The organism is Klebsiella sp. S69, from assembly GCF_016516145.1.
GTDB lineage: Bacteria > Pseudomonadota > Gammaproteobacteria > Enterobacterales > Enterobacteriaceae > Klebsiella > Klebsiella oxytoca.
The window spans coordinates 11293-26237 of record NZ_JACVUU010000035.1; the positions used below are offsets into that span (position 1 = coordinate 11293).

General features: G+C 56.0%; 9 protein-coding genes. All 9 read right to left on the reverse strand.

Annotated elements, in window-relative coordinates; genetic code table 11:
• Positions 1-45: 45 nt before the first annotated feature.
• The 9 genes from traI to traF all read right to left on the reverse strand — a co-directional run bounded on the left by traI (position 46) and on the right by traF (position 14936).
• Complete coding sequence (traI, locus tag IAE27_RS26925; RefSeq protein WP_200093120.1) at positions 46-5301, reverse strand: conjugative transfer relaxase/helicase TraI; 5256 nt, start codon at positions 5299-5301, stop codon at positions 46-48.
• Positions 5301-7604, reverse strand: a complete 2304-nt coding sequence (gene traD / locus IAE27_RS26930; protein ID WP_200093123.1) for a type IV conjugative transfer system coupling protein TraD — start codon at positions 7602-7604, stop codon at positions 5301-5303. The genes traI and traD overlap by 1 nt, the downstream gene beginning before the upstream one ends.
• 223 nt (positions 7605-7827) lie before the next feature.
• The gene (locus tag IAE27_RS26935) at positions 7828-8544 is read right to left on the reverse strand and encodes a tetratricopeptide repeat protein (RefSeq protein WP_320159735.1); all 717 of its coding nucleotides are present in this window, start codon (positions 8542-8544) and stop codon (positions 7828-7830) included.
• A gap of 4 nt (positions 8545-8548) precedes the next feature.
• Positions 8549-9178, reverse strand: coding sequence for a hypothetical protein (locus tag IAE27_RS26940; protein ID WP_200093124.1), 630 nt, complete (start codon positions 9176-9178; stop codon positions 8549-8551).
• A 23-nt stretch (positions 9179-9201) separates the two neighbouring features.
• The gene (gene traG, locus IAE27_RS26945; RefSeq protein WP_200093127.1) at positions 9202-12030 is read right to left on the reverse strand and encodes a conjugal transfer mating-pair stabilization protein TraG; all 2829 of its coding nucleotides are present in this window, start codon (positions 12028-12030) and stop codon (positions 9202-9204) included.
• Positions 12030-13400, reverse strand: coding sequence for a conjugal transfer pilus assembly protein TraH (traH, locus tag IAE27_RS26950; protein WP_200093128.1), 1371 nt, complete (start codon positions 13398-13400; stop codon positions 12030-12032). Before traH ends, traG begins: the two co-directional genes overlap by 1 nt.
• The gene (trbB, locus tag IAE27_RS26955) at positions 13387-13962 is read right to left on the reverse strand and encodes a type-F conjugative transfer system pilin assembly thiol-disulfide isomerase TrbB (RefSeq protein WP_200093130.1); all 576 of its coding nucleotides are present in this window, start codon (positions 13960-13962) and stop codon (positions 13387-13389) included. The genes traH and trbB overlap by 14 nt, the downstream gene beginning before the upstream one ends.
• Positions 13934-14173, reverse strand: coding sequence for a type-F conjugative transfer system pilin chaperone TraQ (gene traQ, locus IAE27_RS26960; RefSeq protein WP_040118489.1), 240 nt, complete (start codon positions 14171-14173; stop codon positions 13934-13936). The genes trbB and traQ overlap by 29 nt, the downstream gene beginning before the upstream one ends.
• 10 nt (positions 14174-14183) lie before the next feature.
• On the reverse strand, positions 14184-14936 hold the full coding sequence (gene traF, locus IAE27_RS26965; RefSeq protein WP_040118488.1) for a type-F conjugative transfer system pilin assembly protein TraF: 753 nt from the start codon (positions 14934-14936) through the stop codon (positions 14184-14186).
• Positions 14937-14945: the final 9 nt, after the last annotated feature.

The window sequence follows — 14945 nt, forward strand, 5'->3', positions numbered from 1 at the left end:
TATTTATCCCTGATATTGCTGTGCCTGACAGAAGTCGCGGGTGCGTCAGTCACCCCCGAGGGTCTTCTCGCGGTTCAGGTCGCGCACCATGTCCCGCTCCATCTGCTGCAGGCGCTCGCGCTGCAGACTCTCTGAGGCGACCTGTTGTATCGCGGCCTCCTGGCGCCGGGTCTGCGGGTCATCCGGCAGCAGCGTTTTCTCTTCGCCCGGGCGGTCACGCTCCAGGCCGCGAATCACGTCCCCGATAACCTCTTTTATCCGCTCGCCCGGCTCGCCCGCTCTCTTCTCCTCCCCGGCCACTTCCCGGGCAGTCTGTTCCGCCTGTTTTTCCATCTCCCGGCGCTGCGCCTCTTCTGCGGCCCGCTGTGCCAGAACCTCTGGCGGGAGCGGGATGTCAGTACCGGTATCAGGGAGCGGTGTATTCGGCAGGGGGTCAGCCCAGACCCGCCCACCGGTGATGGCCTCCGGGTTCCAGGGCCGGTCGTCGCCGGCAAGGCGTACTATCACCCCGCTGTCGGGGTTGTCGCGGGCTATTCTGACGCCTTCGCCCATATTCCCGGCCAGCAGACTTTCGCCGTTGCGGCTGTTCTGCAGCGCCACAAACCGGGCCGTTTCGTCTCCCATAATCCGCCCCTCGCCCCCGATAGCCTCCAGCCGCCCGTCCCTGTCCGTCAGCGGACTGAGCCAGATACCGGCGGCTTTGCCGTTTTTATCGAATGCCGGCAGGGCCACATGTGGCTGCGGATATTTTTTACCGGGTGAGATGAATTTACCCGGAGAGCGGCCTCTGGCCAGGCCGGACTGTTGCAGGGCGGCCCGGCCTGCTGCGGTTTCATCCAGCGGCTGTGCACGGCCATAGAGCTGACCGGCATTCCTCACCGCCCGGTCGTTACGGGGTTCCAGAATATCATGCGCCGTCGCTTTCTCAGGTGAGTTCTGGATAGCCTTTATCCAGCCCTTACGGCTGTCGGTATAGACCTGAACATGCTGTTTCATGCGGGATAATCCCACATAGGCAGACTCGAAGCTGGCCATCTGTTCCCGAGCACCGGCCACGCCCTCCAGCGCGATGGCATACCGTTCGCTGGCCCCCTGGGCGCCGTGGGCGGTGATGGCGTAAGCGAGGTCGATATGCTGCTGGGCTTGCTCCACCTTAGGGTTCAGCGTGCGGGTGGTTTTACCGTCAGACAGCGTGACACTGTCACCCGAGACCGCTTTCACCTCCCACACGCTGTTCGCAACATACCCCCGTTCCGGGTCACTTTTGCTGAACCGCATTCGGTCCCCCTGAGACACGGTGATCTTTTCCTGACGATAGAGCGTGACGCCCTCTGACGATGCCTCCCGGGGTGAGATAAATCTCTCCTTTCCTTCACTGTCTGTCAGGGTGATCAACTGATTATCCTTATCCACTTTGCTGATACGGTGGTATGCGTTATCAACCAGCGCAACCGCCTCCTTGTGAGCCGTCCAGGTCGACAATTTGCGCAGTTCACCGTCACGTATATTACTCGTGACCAGCACCGGCAGGGTGATTTCCTCTTTTCCGGTTTCCCCGTTCTCCCGCCGTGCATCATGGATCAGACTGTTCAGCGCCCGCCGGTCCTTATTCAGATGGGTGATCACCAGCGTCTGCGACTGTGCCTCCGGGGTCCGTCCGGTATAGTCCTTCACCAGCGCCTCGTAGAGCGTCGCGGGCTGACCTGCCGGCAGAGTTTTCCCCTCGCTCAGCGCCTTTTGTATCGCCTTTTCCTGCGCCGGCGTGAATTCCACCACAGAACTGCCCGGCACCCAGGCGCCTTCTTTTCTCGGCACCTGCTCCGGCGTGACCTGTTCAATAGTGGACAGCGCACGGCTGATATCCCGGTCAATAAGGCTGTAGACCGCCGGTCTCAGCTCAGGCACCTGGCGCACGATTTCTTTCATGATGGCCACATCAGCCGCGCTGCGCTGCTGCATCAGACGGAACGGCTGGCCCGGCGCAATGGACTGCAACTGGTCGGTATCGCCGCTGAGTACAGCGCGACCTCCTCCGGCTGCAATCAGGGAGAGTGCTTTCGCGGTGTCTGCCAGCCCGACCATCGAGCTCTCATCGAGCAGGAACAGCGTGTTGCTGAAATCCGGCGTCTGGCCGTTGCGCTGCAGCAGCTGCGTGTCATGCAGGAATGAGGCGGTCGTCTGCGCGTCGACGCCGGCGCTCTGCATCTCGCCCACGGCGCGGTGTGTCGGTCCCAGACCGATGACGCGCGGGCGGGCCTCTTCCGGCAGCAGGCTGATGGCGCTCATGACGGATTTGAATTGCGTGGTTTTCCCCACCCCGGCATACCCCTGGACCACCGTAAACCGGTCCGGGGTCTCGAGTATCATCCGGGTCGACGCGCGCTGACCGGCGGTCAGGTCTGTCATGAGGCTACCCGGCACCCGGTCCATCAGCGGCGTCATCGCACCCTTACCTTCCAGCACCCGCGTCAGGACGCTTTTCTCCGCATCCCAGGTCTGGCGGGAAATCAGCAGGTCATTGCCGTGTCCGGAGGCCACCGGCACATTCAGCAGACTCCCGGCCTTAATCTGCGCCTGAATGGTTGCCTCTATGTCCTTCATCGGGACTTTGCCGCCGGTTTCCAGCGCCGTGGCCAGCAACTGCGGGCGGGTAAAGGTCAGGCTGTTGCTCTCCAGCAGCGGCACGGAAAGGTGAATCGCCTGCTCTGCCGGGGTATGCAGTCCGGCTTTCTGCTGTGCGATGGCCGCCTCCAGGTCTGCTTCTCCCGAGCGGACCTTCAGCTGCTCTGAGACCACGCTGAACGCGGTGTGCCGCGCCAGTTTCTCTGTGGTGCGGGCCGCGTCCTGCGCGGAGTACAGCCGGATATGGCTCCCGCTCTGCGCCAGCTGGTTCAGCGTGGCGTTATCCAGCTCACGTTGTGTCACCGAGGCAAAGACGGTCGCCGTTTCGCTGACCGACCGGCCGGGACTCTCCACCCAGCCGTGGCCGACCTTAATCCCGTCGAACGGACTGCTGCCGACAGAAAGCGACTGGGTGGTTTTCTGCCCCGGCCGCTGAACCGTCAGCTGCCCGGCCTCCGCTTTCAGCACCGTGACGCTATCCCCGCCCTTCAGGCGCGTGTCGGGGATTTTCCCGAGCACCGCCAGACGTTCGCCCTCTGCCACCGGCAGCTTATCCGTGCGAAACAGCGTCCACTGGCTGTCGACGGCGGAGACTTTCAGGTCCAGACGCTCCCCCTCGCGGTCTTTCAGGGTCAGCATGTTGCTGCTGGCCGTCACACGGTCAATGACAAAGCGGTCATGCTTCCGGGTCTCCGGGTCCCACCGCTCCATGACCATCCCTTCGCGGTAGTAGTCCCGCACGCCCCGGTTCTTGCTGTCCAGCCAGACCGGCGTCAGCGCGGCCACCATCATGTCCCGGCTGCCGAGCGCCCCCTCATTTTTGAGGGTGTCGCGGATAACGTTATTCAGGACATTCTGCTCACGCGTGCCGCTGATTTGCGCCACGCTCTCCTGCCCTTCACGCACGCTTGCGGCAAACTCCTGTGCCAGCCGGCTGTAGCGCGCACTCTTGTCCGGCTCGCTGATGATGTCTGCCGTCGCCTGCTTTCCGCCCTGCCACCGGTAGGTGTTCACGCCGCTGTCTTTCAGGACTGTCAGCGCGCTCCCGGTTCCGCTGCGCTTGCCGCTGTCGGAGAGCAGGACCTGCACGTTATGGCGCATGGCGCCATCGAGCAGGGAAATCGTCTCCTTCAGGCTCAGCTTCTCCGCCTGGTCGACAATTAAGGTCCCGCCCGGGATAAACGCCGTCCCGTCCTGCAGGGCAGATTTGCCTGTGACGGTTTCTCCGGCCAGCCGCGCATCCCCGGCAAGAAACTCCCGGGAGCGATTATCGGCAGCGAGGATATGCACGTCGCGTCCCTGTTCCCGGGTCATCAGTGTCAGTTCAGCAACCCGCTCCCGCTGGCCTGCCGCGCCGCCCTGACCGGCGACAATCCCCATCGCCGGACGGTCCTGCGCCAGGACGCTGACCGCATCGCTGAAGGTTTTTTCGCGCACCACACCGGCATCCGGCGTGACGGAGACGTGGTTCTGGCGCTGCACCTCCTGGCTGAGCGCCTTCACGGAGAGCTCATCGAGGACGTGAATGTTTGAGGTGAAGAGGCCTTTCTCCCGGTCGAGCGGGATAAGCTGCTCCCGTTCAATCGCCGCATCGATGCCCGTCCGCGCAAGTTCAAAGACGCCGGGTTTTGCCTCCAGCTGACCAACCGTGCGCGCCAGCACATCGGCATAGGTAAACTGCACCTTACGGTCGCTGAGGCCGGCAATGGCCCGGGTCACCACGTCCGCGATATCCGGCCCGTCGGTTTTCACCGGCGCTGCGGGTGCGCGGGCCAGCTCTGCTGCATGTGCGTCAGCAGCCTCACGGTAGCCACGGATGTCGAAGCCGGTCTCCTTCAGCGTGTTCATCCACTCCACCATCTTCTCTGCCGGATCGATGGCTTCCTTCGACTTGCGGGTATCGAGCGCGGCCACATCCCGGGACTTCAGGGACGCATCGGGTCCTGCCGCCTCCCTGAGCTCCTGGCTGCGCGTGGAAAACGCCTCTACCGGCACGTCCTTCATCTCCCACATGCCGTGCTTGCCCGCGTCGACTGTCTTATACCCCATAGACTCAATATCGGCCCTGAGAGCGCTCTGGTATATCTTTCCAAGCGCGATGCGGTTAGCCAGCAGATTTTCGGAAAACCCGGTTTTACCGACGGTATCGCTGGCCAGCGTCTGCCATTTATCGCCGTTCTGAGTGGCGTTAATGACCACGCTGTGCGTATGTATCTGAGGCTCCTGAGCACGCGATGTATCGTGGTTAAACCGGGCGATAATCAGATTCCCGGTCAGAACCGTTTCAGATACGCCGTCTTTCTGCACCCGCGTGCCGGCCAGAGACTCCACCTGATTCAGCGCCACCGTCACCGCACGGTTATGCGCGTCAATCAGGCGCTTATCGCCACCCAGCATGGCCAGCATCGAGACACTTTTGGGCGCCGAAAAGGTCAGATCATAACCGGGACGGTGCTTGTTGACGCCGTCCTGCATCCGGGTAAGGTCGCTGCCGTCGGGGAGTTTTCCCTGCAGCAGTTCCGTGAAGACCTGTTTGTCCACCTTTCCTTCCAGTCCCAGCGCTTCCGCGCCTTTGCCCTGCCAGCGCTCTTCCATACTGCCGGTGACGTAATAATTGTCTTTCTCTGTGTAGTAGTTACCGGCACTGCCAGCCGATTTCACTTGGCTGAAACTGAGCATCAGAAATTCCCCCCAATCTCAATATCATCCTGCTCATCTCGGCGGTGGCTATGGTTAATGTTGACCTCTTCACGCCGCTGCATCTCGCGCTGCGTCTGCTCATCAGCCAGCCAGGTGTCATACGCCTGCATGTCTTCGATTTCACCGTCCTCATTCATGCCAGCCGGCATCACCTCCTGTCCCGTATCTGCGGGCTGTTGCGCCAGCTCCTGTTCTGTGCCGCCGGTCGTGGCCGCCGTCGCAGCGACAGAGGACGCCGTCGCGCTGGAAGCAGCAGTAGTAGTAGCTGCCGGTGCCGGGCGGGTTAACGGCACGGTCGTGACTGTAGCCTGTGGCGCTTCTGACGCCTTAACGGATGGCGGTGCGGCCAGCGTTTCAGCTGTCGACGCGGACTTCACGGGTGCAGGTGAGACCGGGGCGTTTTCCGGCTCTGGCTGTCCGGGCGATGTCCTGCTGTCTGCATCACTCTGTTCAGGCTCCGGCGCATCCGGCGTGAAAAGCGCCCGTGCCAGACTGCCTTCAGCCTCACGCGCTTCCAGCAGAGCACTAAGCCGTGCATCCACCCGCGTATCGAGAGTGCGCTGAATAAATCCCTCGGCAATTTTCGGGCGCGGTTTGTACTTCAGGGCCAGCTTCACGGCCGGGTACGGTCCGGGCAGCGTGACGTAACAGGACAGATCCGGGAGTGTCTGAATATCGGAATAGCTGACCAGCGTTTCACGCTCTTTTTCTTTCCCGGTCGACACCCCGTCACGCACAGGGTCTGCACCGTAGGAGTACTGTTCGCTGGCCTTGAGAATTTCTTTCTCGCCAATCTCACCGGCGGCAAACTCCGCTATTTCCCGGCTGGGAGAGCGAAAGAAGGCCCGGGTGTTCATCACGTCAAAGAGTGTGGCGGCGGGTTTCACACCGTAGATATCTTCTAACTGGGCATAGGACTGAATACCGAACACATAGCAGCCGCCGAACTTACGGGCTTCCGGCAGGATTTCGACCAGGTCCGGCAGCTTGTGCAGCGTGGGCAGCTCATCGGCAAAAATCCACACGCGCCGGTTGCGGTTCTCCCCCATCGCCAGCAGACCCCGGATGGCAATCGACAGCCACATCGAGATAACCGGCTTCAGGGAAGCATGCGTATCCGCATTAGAGGAGATGAACAGCCAGCCATTTGGCTGGTCCTCACGCACACCGCGCATCCAGTCCCGGATAGTGAACGGCTCGCCATTCTTCTCAATGCCCTGCAGGTAGCGGATGGCCTTGACGTAGTTGGTCAGCACCGCACGGATACTGATAGCGGTTTTCTCAATTTTTTCTTCCACCAGGTTCGCCGCCGGTGTGTTCTGCAGATAGGCGCGCAGCTTGTCGATTTTGATGGAGAGCATGGTGTCGACCAGCTTCTCGTAGCTGCGGTCCTTGTCTTCTCGCATCAGATACGCGCCCTCGGCAAAAATCGTGCGCCCTGAGCCCTGCCAGAACGGGTCCTCTTTGGTCCCCATCGGGATAAGGGTATTGGAGACGTTATCGAAGTCCGGCAGCGTCAGGCACTCTTTCCACAAATCCCAGGCCGCACAGCGCGAGTCCAGTGGGTTGAGGATTTTATCGAGCGACGGATCGTAATAGCTTTTGACAAACTCACAGGAGCGGTCGTAGATGATGGCCATATCGCCCCGGGCGCGGACGTAGTTCAGGAGACGGCGTATCACTTCGGATTTACCGGAGCCCACGGTCCCGTGGAGACAGAAGTTCTGGATTTCGGAGTTCAGCAGTATCGGCAGGTCGCCAATTTTAATGTCCGAGGCCATACCATCACGCTTCATCTGGCGGGCCACTTCTTTCGGTTTGTCGGACAACTGGCGCCCGCCAGTATTCTCATCCTCGCTCTGCTGTTTCCCCTGGCGGCCCAGTACCCAGCTGGCAACAAAGAACGTCACGATACAGATGACGAGAGAAACCACGGCGGCGAAAACAAAACTGGTCCACAGCTGCTCACCGCACCAGATAGTGTATTTATCGGCCAGGATTTGTTCTGAGGTATATTCCAGCGACTGGCCGTAATACTGAATGGTGTAGACGGGCTGGGAGCGGATAATATCGCGCATGGGACCGAGCGTCGTACACCACCAGTACACGCAGCCGTTCACAAAGGTCTGCCAGCTGAGCCGGTACATCAGCATCAGTCCACATAACGCCCAGAATAAAATAAACAGCACGTAAAATATAATATTGGCAATCTGGCCAAACATGCGAAAGCGCATATTGGCAATCTGACCGCCCTGCGTCATATCTTTGGCATTGAAGCTCATGGCAATAATCCGTCAGTAAACCATTGAGGAAGAAATGCCGGATATCAGGAAAATATCCGACAGAAGGTGATTACATCATTAAAACATTCCGCCGATGGCGGCAACGCCTCACAGGCGCACAAGTAAATTGCGCACCTACTCACCGTTTGAGTAAAAACAGAAAAAAACACAAAGAGGAACCCGCCATTTTAAATATGGCAGGTATTATTATCGAAGCACATATCTATTCATTGATTAAATCACAAGCTTTTTTATATCCGTGCTCACATGATTTTTTCAGATATACATAGCCGGTATGCTGATTCATAGATACACCGCTACCATTAGAGTATGAAACATATAGGTTGAACTCAGCTTGGCCATTTCCCTTATCAGCTGCTTTTTCCCACCAGTCTACCGCCTTACTCATGCTACGCTCTACACACACTCCACGTAAGTAGTAATTACCAATATTAAGATATGCCATATCATAACCTTTGGCTGCTGACGAGGATAAAAGTTCCCATATCCTATCACAGCGTGCATCTCGAGACTCTGACTCCGAATATAATATCGCCAAATCATTTTGCGCCCTTGGTTCACCATTACGCGAGGCTTTAACTAACCACTCTTCAGCTTTTTTTCGGTTTTTCTTGACACCTGTCCCGTAATAATAGAAAGAGCCTATATCTGCCTGCGCCTCAGCGTTGCCTTGCTTTGCAGCTTTACCTAACCAGTAAAAAGCTTTTTCATAATCCCCGGACACTATCATATACATTCTGCCTATTTTGAACTGTGCTTGTGCATCGCCTGCAATTGCATCTTTCTTAATCTTGCTATAATAGTCATCGTTTGACCATGCATTAAATAGCGTAAAAAGAAAAATCCCACCGATCAAAATATTGTATTTTTTCATTTCGATATCTCCCTGCATCAAAATTTTCTTTTTTAATAAAATCACTCACTCAATAATCTGCATGGCTGTTTATACCATAGGAGTTTCCGCAAACATCTACGTCGCTAATCATTGGCAGTCCACTTGCAGGATTCACATCAGAAATGCTGCCATTAAAATCTGGAACGCTGGGCATATGAATTTCGCATCCTGAACCGGAAGTATTACTAATAGAAAAATCCTCTTGACCCATATAGCTTAGAGAATCTGAAAATTCGTTTAAGCAATACGATGGATTACTACTGATAACTTTGCTACTTGCTACAAACGGTTCTACCTGAGCAAACGAAGAGTCATTACCGTAACGGCGTGGGTTAATACGACTATTCCTTACAGAGATTAGGTTCGTTTGAGAAGCCAACCGCAGGCTTCTGCTTAGATAGAAAGGATGAAAGAAAAATACAAACATTAAACACAGAGCAGGATGTATCAGAGCAAAAAGGAGCACAAAGCTCATGTACTTTAAATTATTACTACAAAATGGAGGGTATTTCACTTTCCTCTTAACAACAAACTTTACATATTCAAAAATCCCAAACCAAATTACAGATAAAGCAGTGAGGAAAATAGTAATAATCAGGAGGTAACCATGTGATAAACAAGAAAGGCATACCATCATCGACATAAACATATTTTTCATACCCCTCCCTAGAACATATATTCTTAACGCTTATGCTTCTCCTGGAAATCGAGAGCCTTTTTCGTCAACTCATCTCGGGAATCAGCCCCGGGAATTAACTCTTGATGTTCCCTTCTGACATTATATTCACTTTCAAATTTATTTCCTGCTGTTTTGTGGTGATTTTCCAGATCGCTCTGTTGTTTCTTCACTTCACCACCCTGCTGCTGAATTCCCTGTTGGCTTTCTCGGTGCGCCTGTTTATTTTTAGACAGCATTGTATCAACTGACTGACCAACATTATCTTTAATTCCAGCATCCCGAGTCATGGTATCAATGCTACCAGCATTATGTCCGTAGTCGTTCATTACCGTACCACGATCACCACCACCTGATACACCAGACATGTTCTGGCCAATGGACTCTCGCCCTTGTTGGTAAGCACCATCAATCTTAGGCTCAACCTGAGCTTTGACGAACTCACGCGCTAGGGCTTCACGTTGCGCAGCAACTTCTGGCGAACTTGTGTTGGTCAGTATGGATTCTGCATTCTGCGGTGAACGTTGCTGGACAAAGTTAGCAAACTGCTGAGTCAGATTTTCACTCATCTGGCCGCTCATGCTCTCTGTCCGTGAAGCCATTTCACTGTATTCATGACTGCGTGTCCGGCTATTCGTATACTGGTCATAGCTGTTTTTAGCACTTGAGAGTGATGCTGCAAACTGGTCAACACGTGAACTGGCATTATTATCCGTAATATTGCCTGATGTGGAATTTTTTCGACTGGTAAAGTAATCTGATCCTTCTTTAAAGTCTTTAGCTGCCTGACTACTTATATCATGACGACTGTCTTCTGATTTACGGCCTGATTGTCCAACCGAATCTGTTGAACCAGAACTAGCAGTACCATTTATTGAAATTTTTCCACCGGCTTCCGCTCGTCCTCCGGTACCGAAAACTTCAAATCCACCACTTACTTTAGCGCTGCCATAAATTTCACCATTGACCGAACCTCTCGTATTTTCATCCATAAGATTCTGGAAGGATTGCTCGTTGCTGATGTTATTGGCTTTAGCATTTGAAACAACGGCATTCCACATCTTGCTTCTGGCCATTGAATCCTGCGACGACTCAGTATTATCGGCCCCGGTTGTTGTCGACGCGCTGTTCCCTTTATTTGTGCCGAACTGCTGCAGGCTGTTCCAGGCACTTGTCACGCTGCTGTTATAGCCATGAAGCGCACTTTCAGCCTGCACATCCGACTCTCTGGCCATCTGCTGCTGCGCACTGGCTATCTGCCGACCGACGTTGATATCCACTGGCAGTTTTGACATTGCACCACCACTGTCCCAGACCATTGAGCCATCCCTGGTCTGCGTGCTCATTGCCCCGTTCCCCAGCTGCCGCGACATCTGCCCGAAGCTGGTCGTGCTGTTGGTGCCCCAGTTGTAGCCGCTGACGTTCTCCATCTGCATATTGGCGAAGGAGTAGTTGCCATCGACGACACCGGATGCGGCCTGCGACGTCGAGCTGAGTCCGGACGAGGCAAAGTGGCTGTAAGCGCTGGAGAAGCCGGCACCGATGTTCTTGACCATATACCAGGTGAGTGGCGGTATCATCATCGAGATATACCCCGCCGTGGTCGCAATATCTGAGTTCTTCAGCTGGACCTGAGAGAGCTCTGAAAGTACCACCGGGACACCGTTCTGTTTTGCGTAGTAGGCCATCGCGCTGTTCAGGATCGAGTAGACCAGCGGCCAGGACTGCAGCCATATCAGGGCAAACGCGTAGCCCTTTATCACCTGCAGCGTCATCAAGTTGAACATCGCGCTCATAACCAGTATGGGGAACAACCCAATCATGATACCCATGATCACCGTCTGCATCATCGGCAGAGAGCGCAATGCCTGATGCCCCATCGTGGCCTGTGCCAGACGCTGCTTTTCCAGTGACGTGGTGTTGGCGATGTTCACAAGACTTGCCGTGTCGCCGCTGCGGGACGCGTAGCTCTGGATACCGTTGCGAAGCGCATTCATGGTGACGTTCTGACGGATAATCTGCCCGGCACTCTGGCCTGAACTGTAGAAGTAGCTATAACTGTCGCCTATCATCTGGCTGAACAGCAGGTCCGGATTCGGTTTGCCGCCAAACATCTGGCGCACATAATAACTCCAGGTTTTCCCGCCGGTCTGAGAGTCAAGTGCTAACGCTGACTTCAAATCACGTGAAGCCTCCAGACAGGTCTGGAACTTGTTGTTTTTATCGAATACCCCTCTCAGTGGGCTGGGATTAGAAAACACCAGTGTGTACGGATCGGACGAGTTCATCAGCTCCTCAAGGGTGTATTTGCCATTGAGAAAGATATCGCCCATCACGCAGTTCTGGACATAGTCGGAGAACAGGGTGGTGATTTCGGGGTTCTGCGAAACAAAATCGGTGCTTTTCGCCACCAGGTTTCCGCCAAACAGCATCCCGGTCTTACTGTAGGTGACACTGTCGGGCAGGGAGAAAATCATCTCGTAGCTCTGTACCAGGGCATTACCCACACGGGTGATCAGCGACGCCGGAATGGCCAGGCCAACCGGGACGTTATCCACTTTGTAGACCTGCGCCACGTTGCTGTAGTCGATTATCTGTACAGGTGTACGGACGACAACCAGCATCGAAACCAGGGTCAGGGAAAACACCCAACCGACAAGGTCCATGATGTTGTGTTTTTTCACCCAGCTGACGGCCACAATCAGCACCGAAAACGCGATGCACATTTTCTCAATGGACGACCAGGTGGCGGTCCCCATGAACGCCGCGATGGCATTGAGATTACCCCGCAGCCAGTCGCCGCCGGCGATGGTGTAGATTTCAAGTGGCGTCATCAGAGGCTCCCTCCGAAATGGTAGTTGTTCTGGTAGCGGGTCATCATGCGGGCGGACACCTGCTGACGCATATAGCTCATCTGCCGGTCAACAACCAGCAACGCGTCCTGCTGAACCTGGACACGGGACTGAAAGGCAGCAATCTGCACACTCGCCTGATTCAGGTTTTCCAGAATTAAATCCATTGTCGACTGCGGGTAGTTACCGGTTGAGACCATCGCCCGGGCCTGCTGGATGAGCTCCTGAATGTACTGCAGCAGAATGTCGTAGCCGATATAGTCCGTCAGCTGGTAGATGAGCGTATTAGACACACCGAGCATCTGCGGGTCGACAAGATATTTGAATACCGGGATGGTCGTGCTGCTGATAAAGCCTTTTTCCATTTCTGTGAGCGGCTGGTCTGCAACGGCCTTATTCTGAATACTGCTCAGGAGAGCAGAAATCTGGTTTTTCAGCGCCTTGTTTGCGGCTATGGTGACCGTCGCGTCTGCCACCACCTTCAGGCACTTCTCTGAATCGTTGCAGTGGTAGATTTTAGCCGTCCCCCCTTCCATCATGGCTTTAATCAGGTCCTGGTCTGTGGTGCGTGCCGGCAGCGGCGTAATCTCACTGTTCTCACCAAAAATCAGCGTCCCGGTCAGCGTCATCACAAACTCTTTCAGCTCCTTATTGCCGTCAAAAAGCCGGTTTTTGGACAGGGCGTTCCACATGATGTTGATGTTCTTCATGACGCGCTCCTTGTCCTTATCGCTGGCTTTATCCTGCACCTTGCCCATCTGCCCGCCAACCGAACAGCCCTGACGCGATGCCGCCCAGTCGGCAAAGATATTGCTCTCGCCGGCAATGTCCTGGCAGACCTTCTGCTGCGCCACCTGGGTGCGGGGGAACAGGCCGCCAACAATGCCCTGCGCGGCCTGGCACGAACTGAGGTTCATGCTGTTAATGTCGCTGGCCATCTTCTGCAGGAAGTCTTTGGCCGTTTTGATTTCGGGTACCGTGGTCTGCAGGGCAAGGTCAAAGAAGTAGCCCGCCGCGTTGGACATGATTTGTTTGCCGAAGCGCTGCAGCTGCTCGCTGTTAATGAAGCTGAATGAGCCCAGGTAGGCATCGATGCCGCCGCAGCCGGCGTTAATATCCGGCAGGGTCATGCTGACCAGCTGGATGGTTTTCACCTGCGTTCTGGCATACAGCGAACCGCCGGAGGCATAGCCCGCTGCCTGCCCCTGCCAGACCTGCGGCTGGCTGGTATTGGACGCGAACCCCAGCTTGTTGAAGAAGTTATTCATATCGCCGTTCACATCGGCGGCTGCCGGGAGAGACAACCCCAACAAAAAACCGCCCGCCAGCGCGGCCCTTTTAATGTTGCCCATTCCCGGTCGCCCCCATCATCTGAAATACCGTATCCACTCGCGCCATAAAACCCTGCGCATCTGTGGCACCCTGCAGAACCGGGTAAGCGGCCAGCGTGTTCACGTTGACCAGAAACGTGGTCGGCGTGGCCACCGGGATGTTCGGAAAAAAGGTCTGCATCACCTCAGGCGGTACCGGGAGCGCCTCGGGAAAGGCCTCATCGCCCTGCCCGTCAATGGTGTAAGGGAAGACAGAGAAACCGTACTGCCCGGCCAGCTGCTTCAGGACCGGGTCAAACTTATGGCAGTACGGACACTTTCCCTGCATGAACAACACCACTTTCCAGTCCCGAAGGTCCACCTGCCTGCCGTTGCTGAGACGGAACCAGCGGGGCTGAGAAACCGGCGTCACCGCGCGCGGAGCGCCATCCTGCCGGGAGGCAGATGAAGCGCCGGAGATACCCTGCGGGTCCCAGAGCGACCTCACCTCATCGAGTGTGCCCGCCTGCGCCATGCCGGAAAGGGCCAGGAGCAGGGTCACCGTTGCGGCTGTTTTAGTTGTGTTCTTCAGGCTGTTTTTCACGGGCCTTCTCCTCCTTTTCGGCTTCTGCAATGAGGGCGTTGAGAATGCGGTATCCGCCGAACACCACCATGCCCAGCCCGAAGATTTCTCCGGCCTGCACGGCCAGCTCAGGCTGCTTTCTGACGAGCCGGGCGATGAGGTGGAAAAATACGCCCACGGCCAGCACCCACATCCCGGTAATGTCTAAATCGGGAAAACGAATCTTTCGCATCACTCATTCCTTAAAAATTGGGTTTAAAGTCGCTGGAGACATAGAGGAACTGTTTCGCCAGGTCGTCCTGGCTGATGAAGCCGTAACTCAGCGGCTTCACCTGACCGCTTTTCGGGTCGACCAGCATCATCGCAGGGAAGTACTTCACGCCGAGTTGTGCGGCCTGTCCCTGATCCGTCCGGCTGTCGGGCAGCATGGGGTTAATGACGCCGTCGACCGACACCGGTATCACGCTCAGGCCGTAGGTTTCGCGGAAGTTCTGGATCACCTGGACCAGCTGGCCGTCAATGGCTTCGCGCCCGCGGTAGAAGAACATCACGCCAAAATGCTGTGCGAGGGTCGAGATAGCCCGGCGCTGTTCGGCATAGTCGGCAGCCAGCTGGTTTTTCACGGTGCCGTTGTAGTGGCTGTACTGCAGGTTGTAATCGAGTTCCGGGTGCGCCAGCATGGCTTTCTTCGCGCTCATCGAGAACAGGCCGGCCTGCTGCGTCCAGTAGTTCTGCAGGCGGAAGTACTTCACAAAGGCCGGTACTGAGGGATACATAATCGCTTCCGCCAGGGCTTTCTTCGTCGCCTGCTGCAGGAGAGCCTGCTTCTGGAGAATATCCATTTGCGGTGGCGGGGCCGCCGGTACTGGCGGCTTTTCAGCTTCCCGGGACTTCAGCTTCTCGTTGTACCACTGCCAGCCCGCATCTTTGGCGAAAGCCGGCAACAGGGTGCAGCAAAGGCACCCCGCCAGAAGGGCGGTGTGTATTTTTCGCATGATAAATAC

Excerpts from the sequence above, each read along its gene's own strand:
- traQ (WP_040118489.1), bottom strand. The coding sequence starts at position 14,173 with ATGCGAAAGATTCGTTTTCCCGATTTAGACATTACCGGGATGTGGGTG.
- IAE27_RS26940 (WP_200093124.1), bottom strand. The coding sequence starts at position 9,178 with ATGAAAAATATGTTTATGTCGATGATGGTATGCCTTTCTTGTTTATCA.
- traF (WP_040118488.1), bottom strand. The coding sequence starts at position 14,936 with ATGCGAAAAATACACACCGCCCTTCTGGCGGGGTGCCTTTGCTGCACC.
- traI (WP_200093120.1), bottom strand. The coding sequence starts at position 5,301 with ATGCTCAGTTTCAGCCAAGTGAAATCGGCTGGCAGTGCCGGTAACTAC.
- traH (WP_200093128.1), bottom strand. The coding sequence starts at position 13,400 with ATGGGCAACATTAAAAGGGCCGCGCTGGCGGGCGGTTTTTTGTTGGGG.
- traG (WP_200093127.1), bottom strand. The coding sequence starts at position 12,030 with ATGACGCCACTTGAAATCTACACCATCGCCGGCGGCGACTGGCTGCGG.
- traD (WP_200093123.1), bottom strand. The coding sequence starts at position 7,604 with ATGAGCTTCAATGCCAAAGATATGACGCAGGGCGGTCAGATTGCCAAT.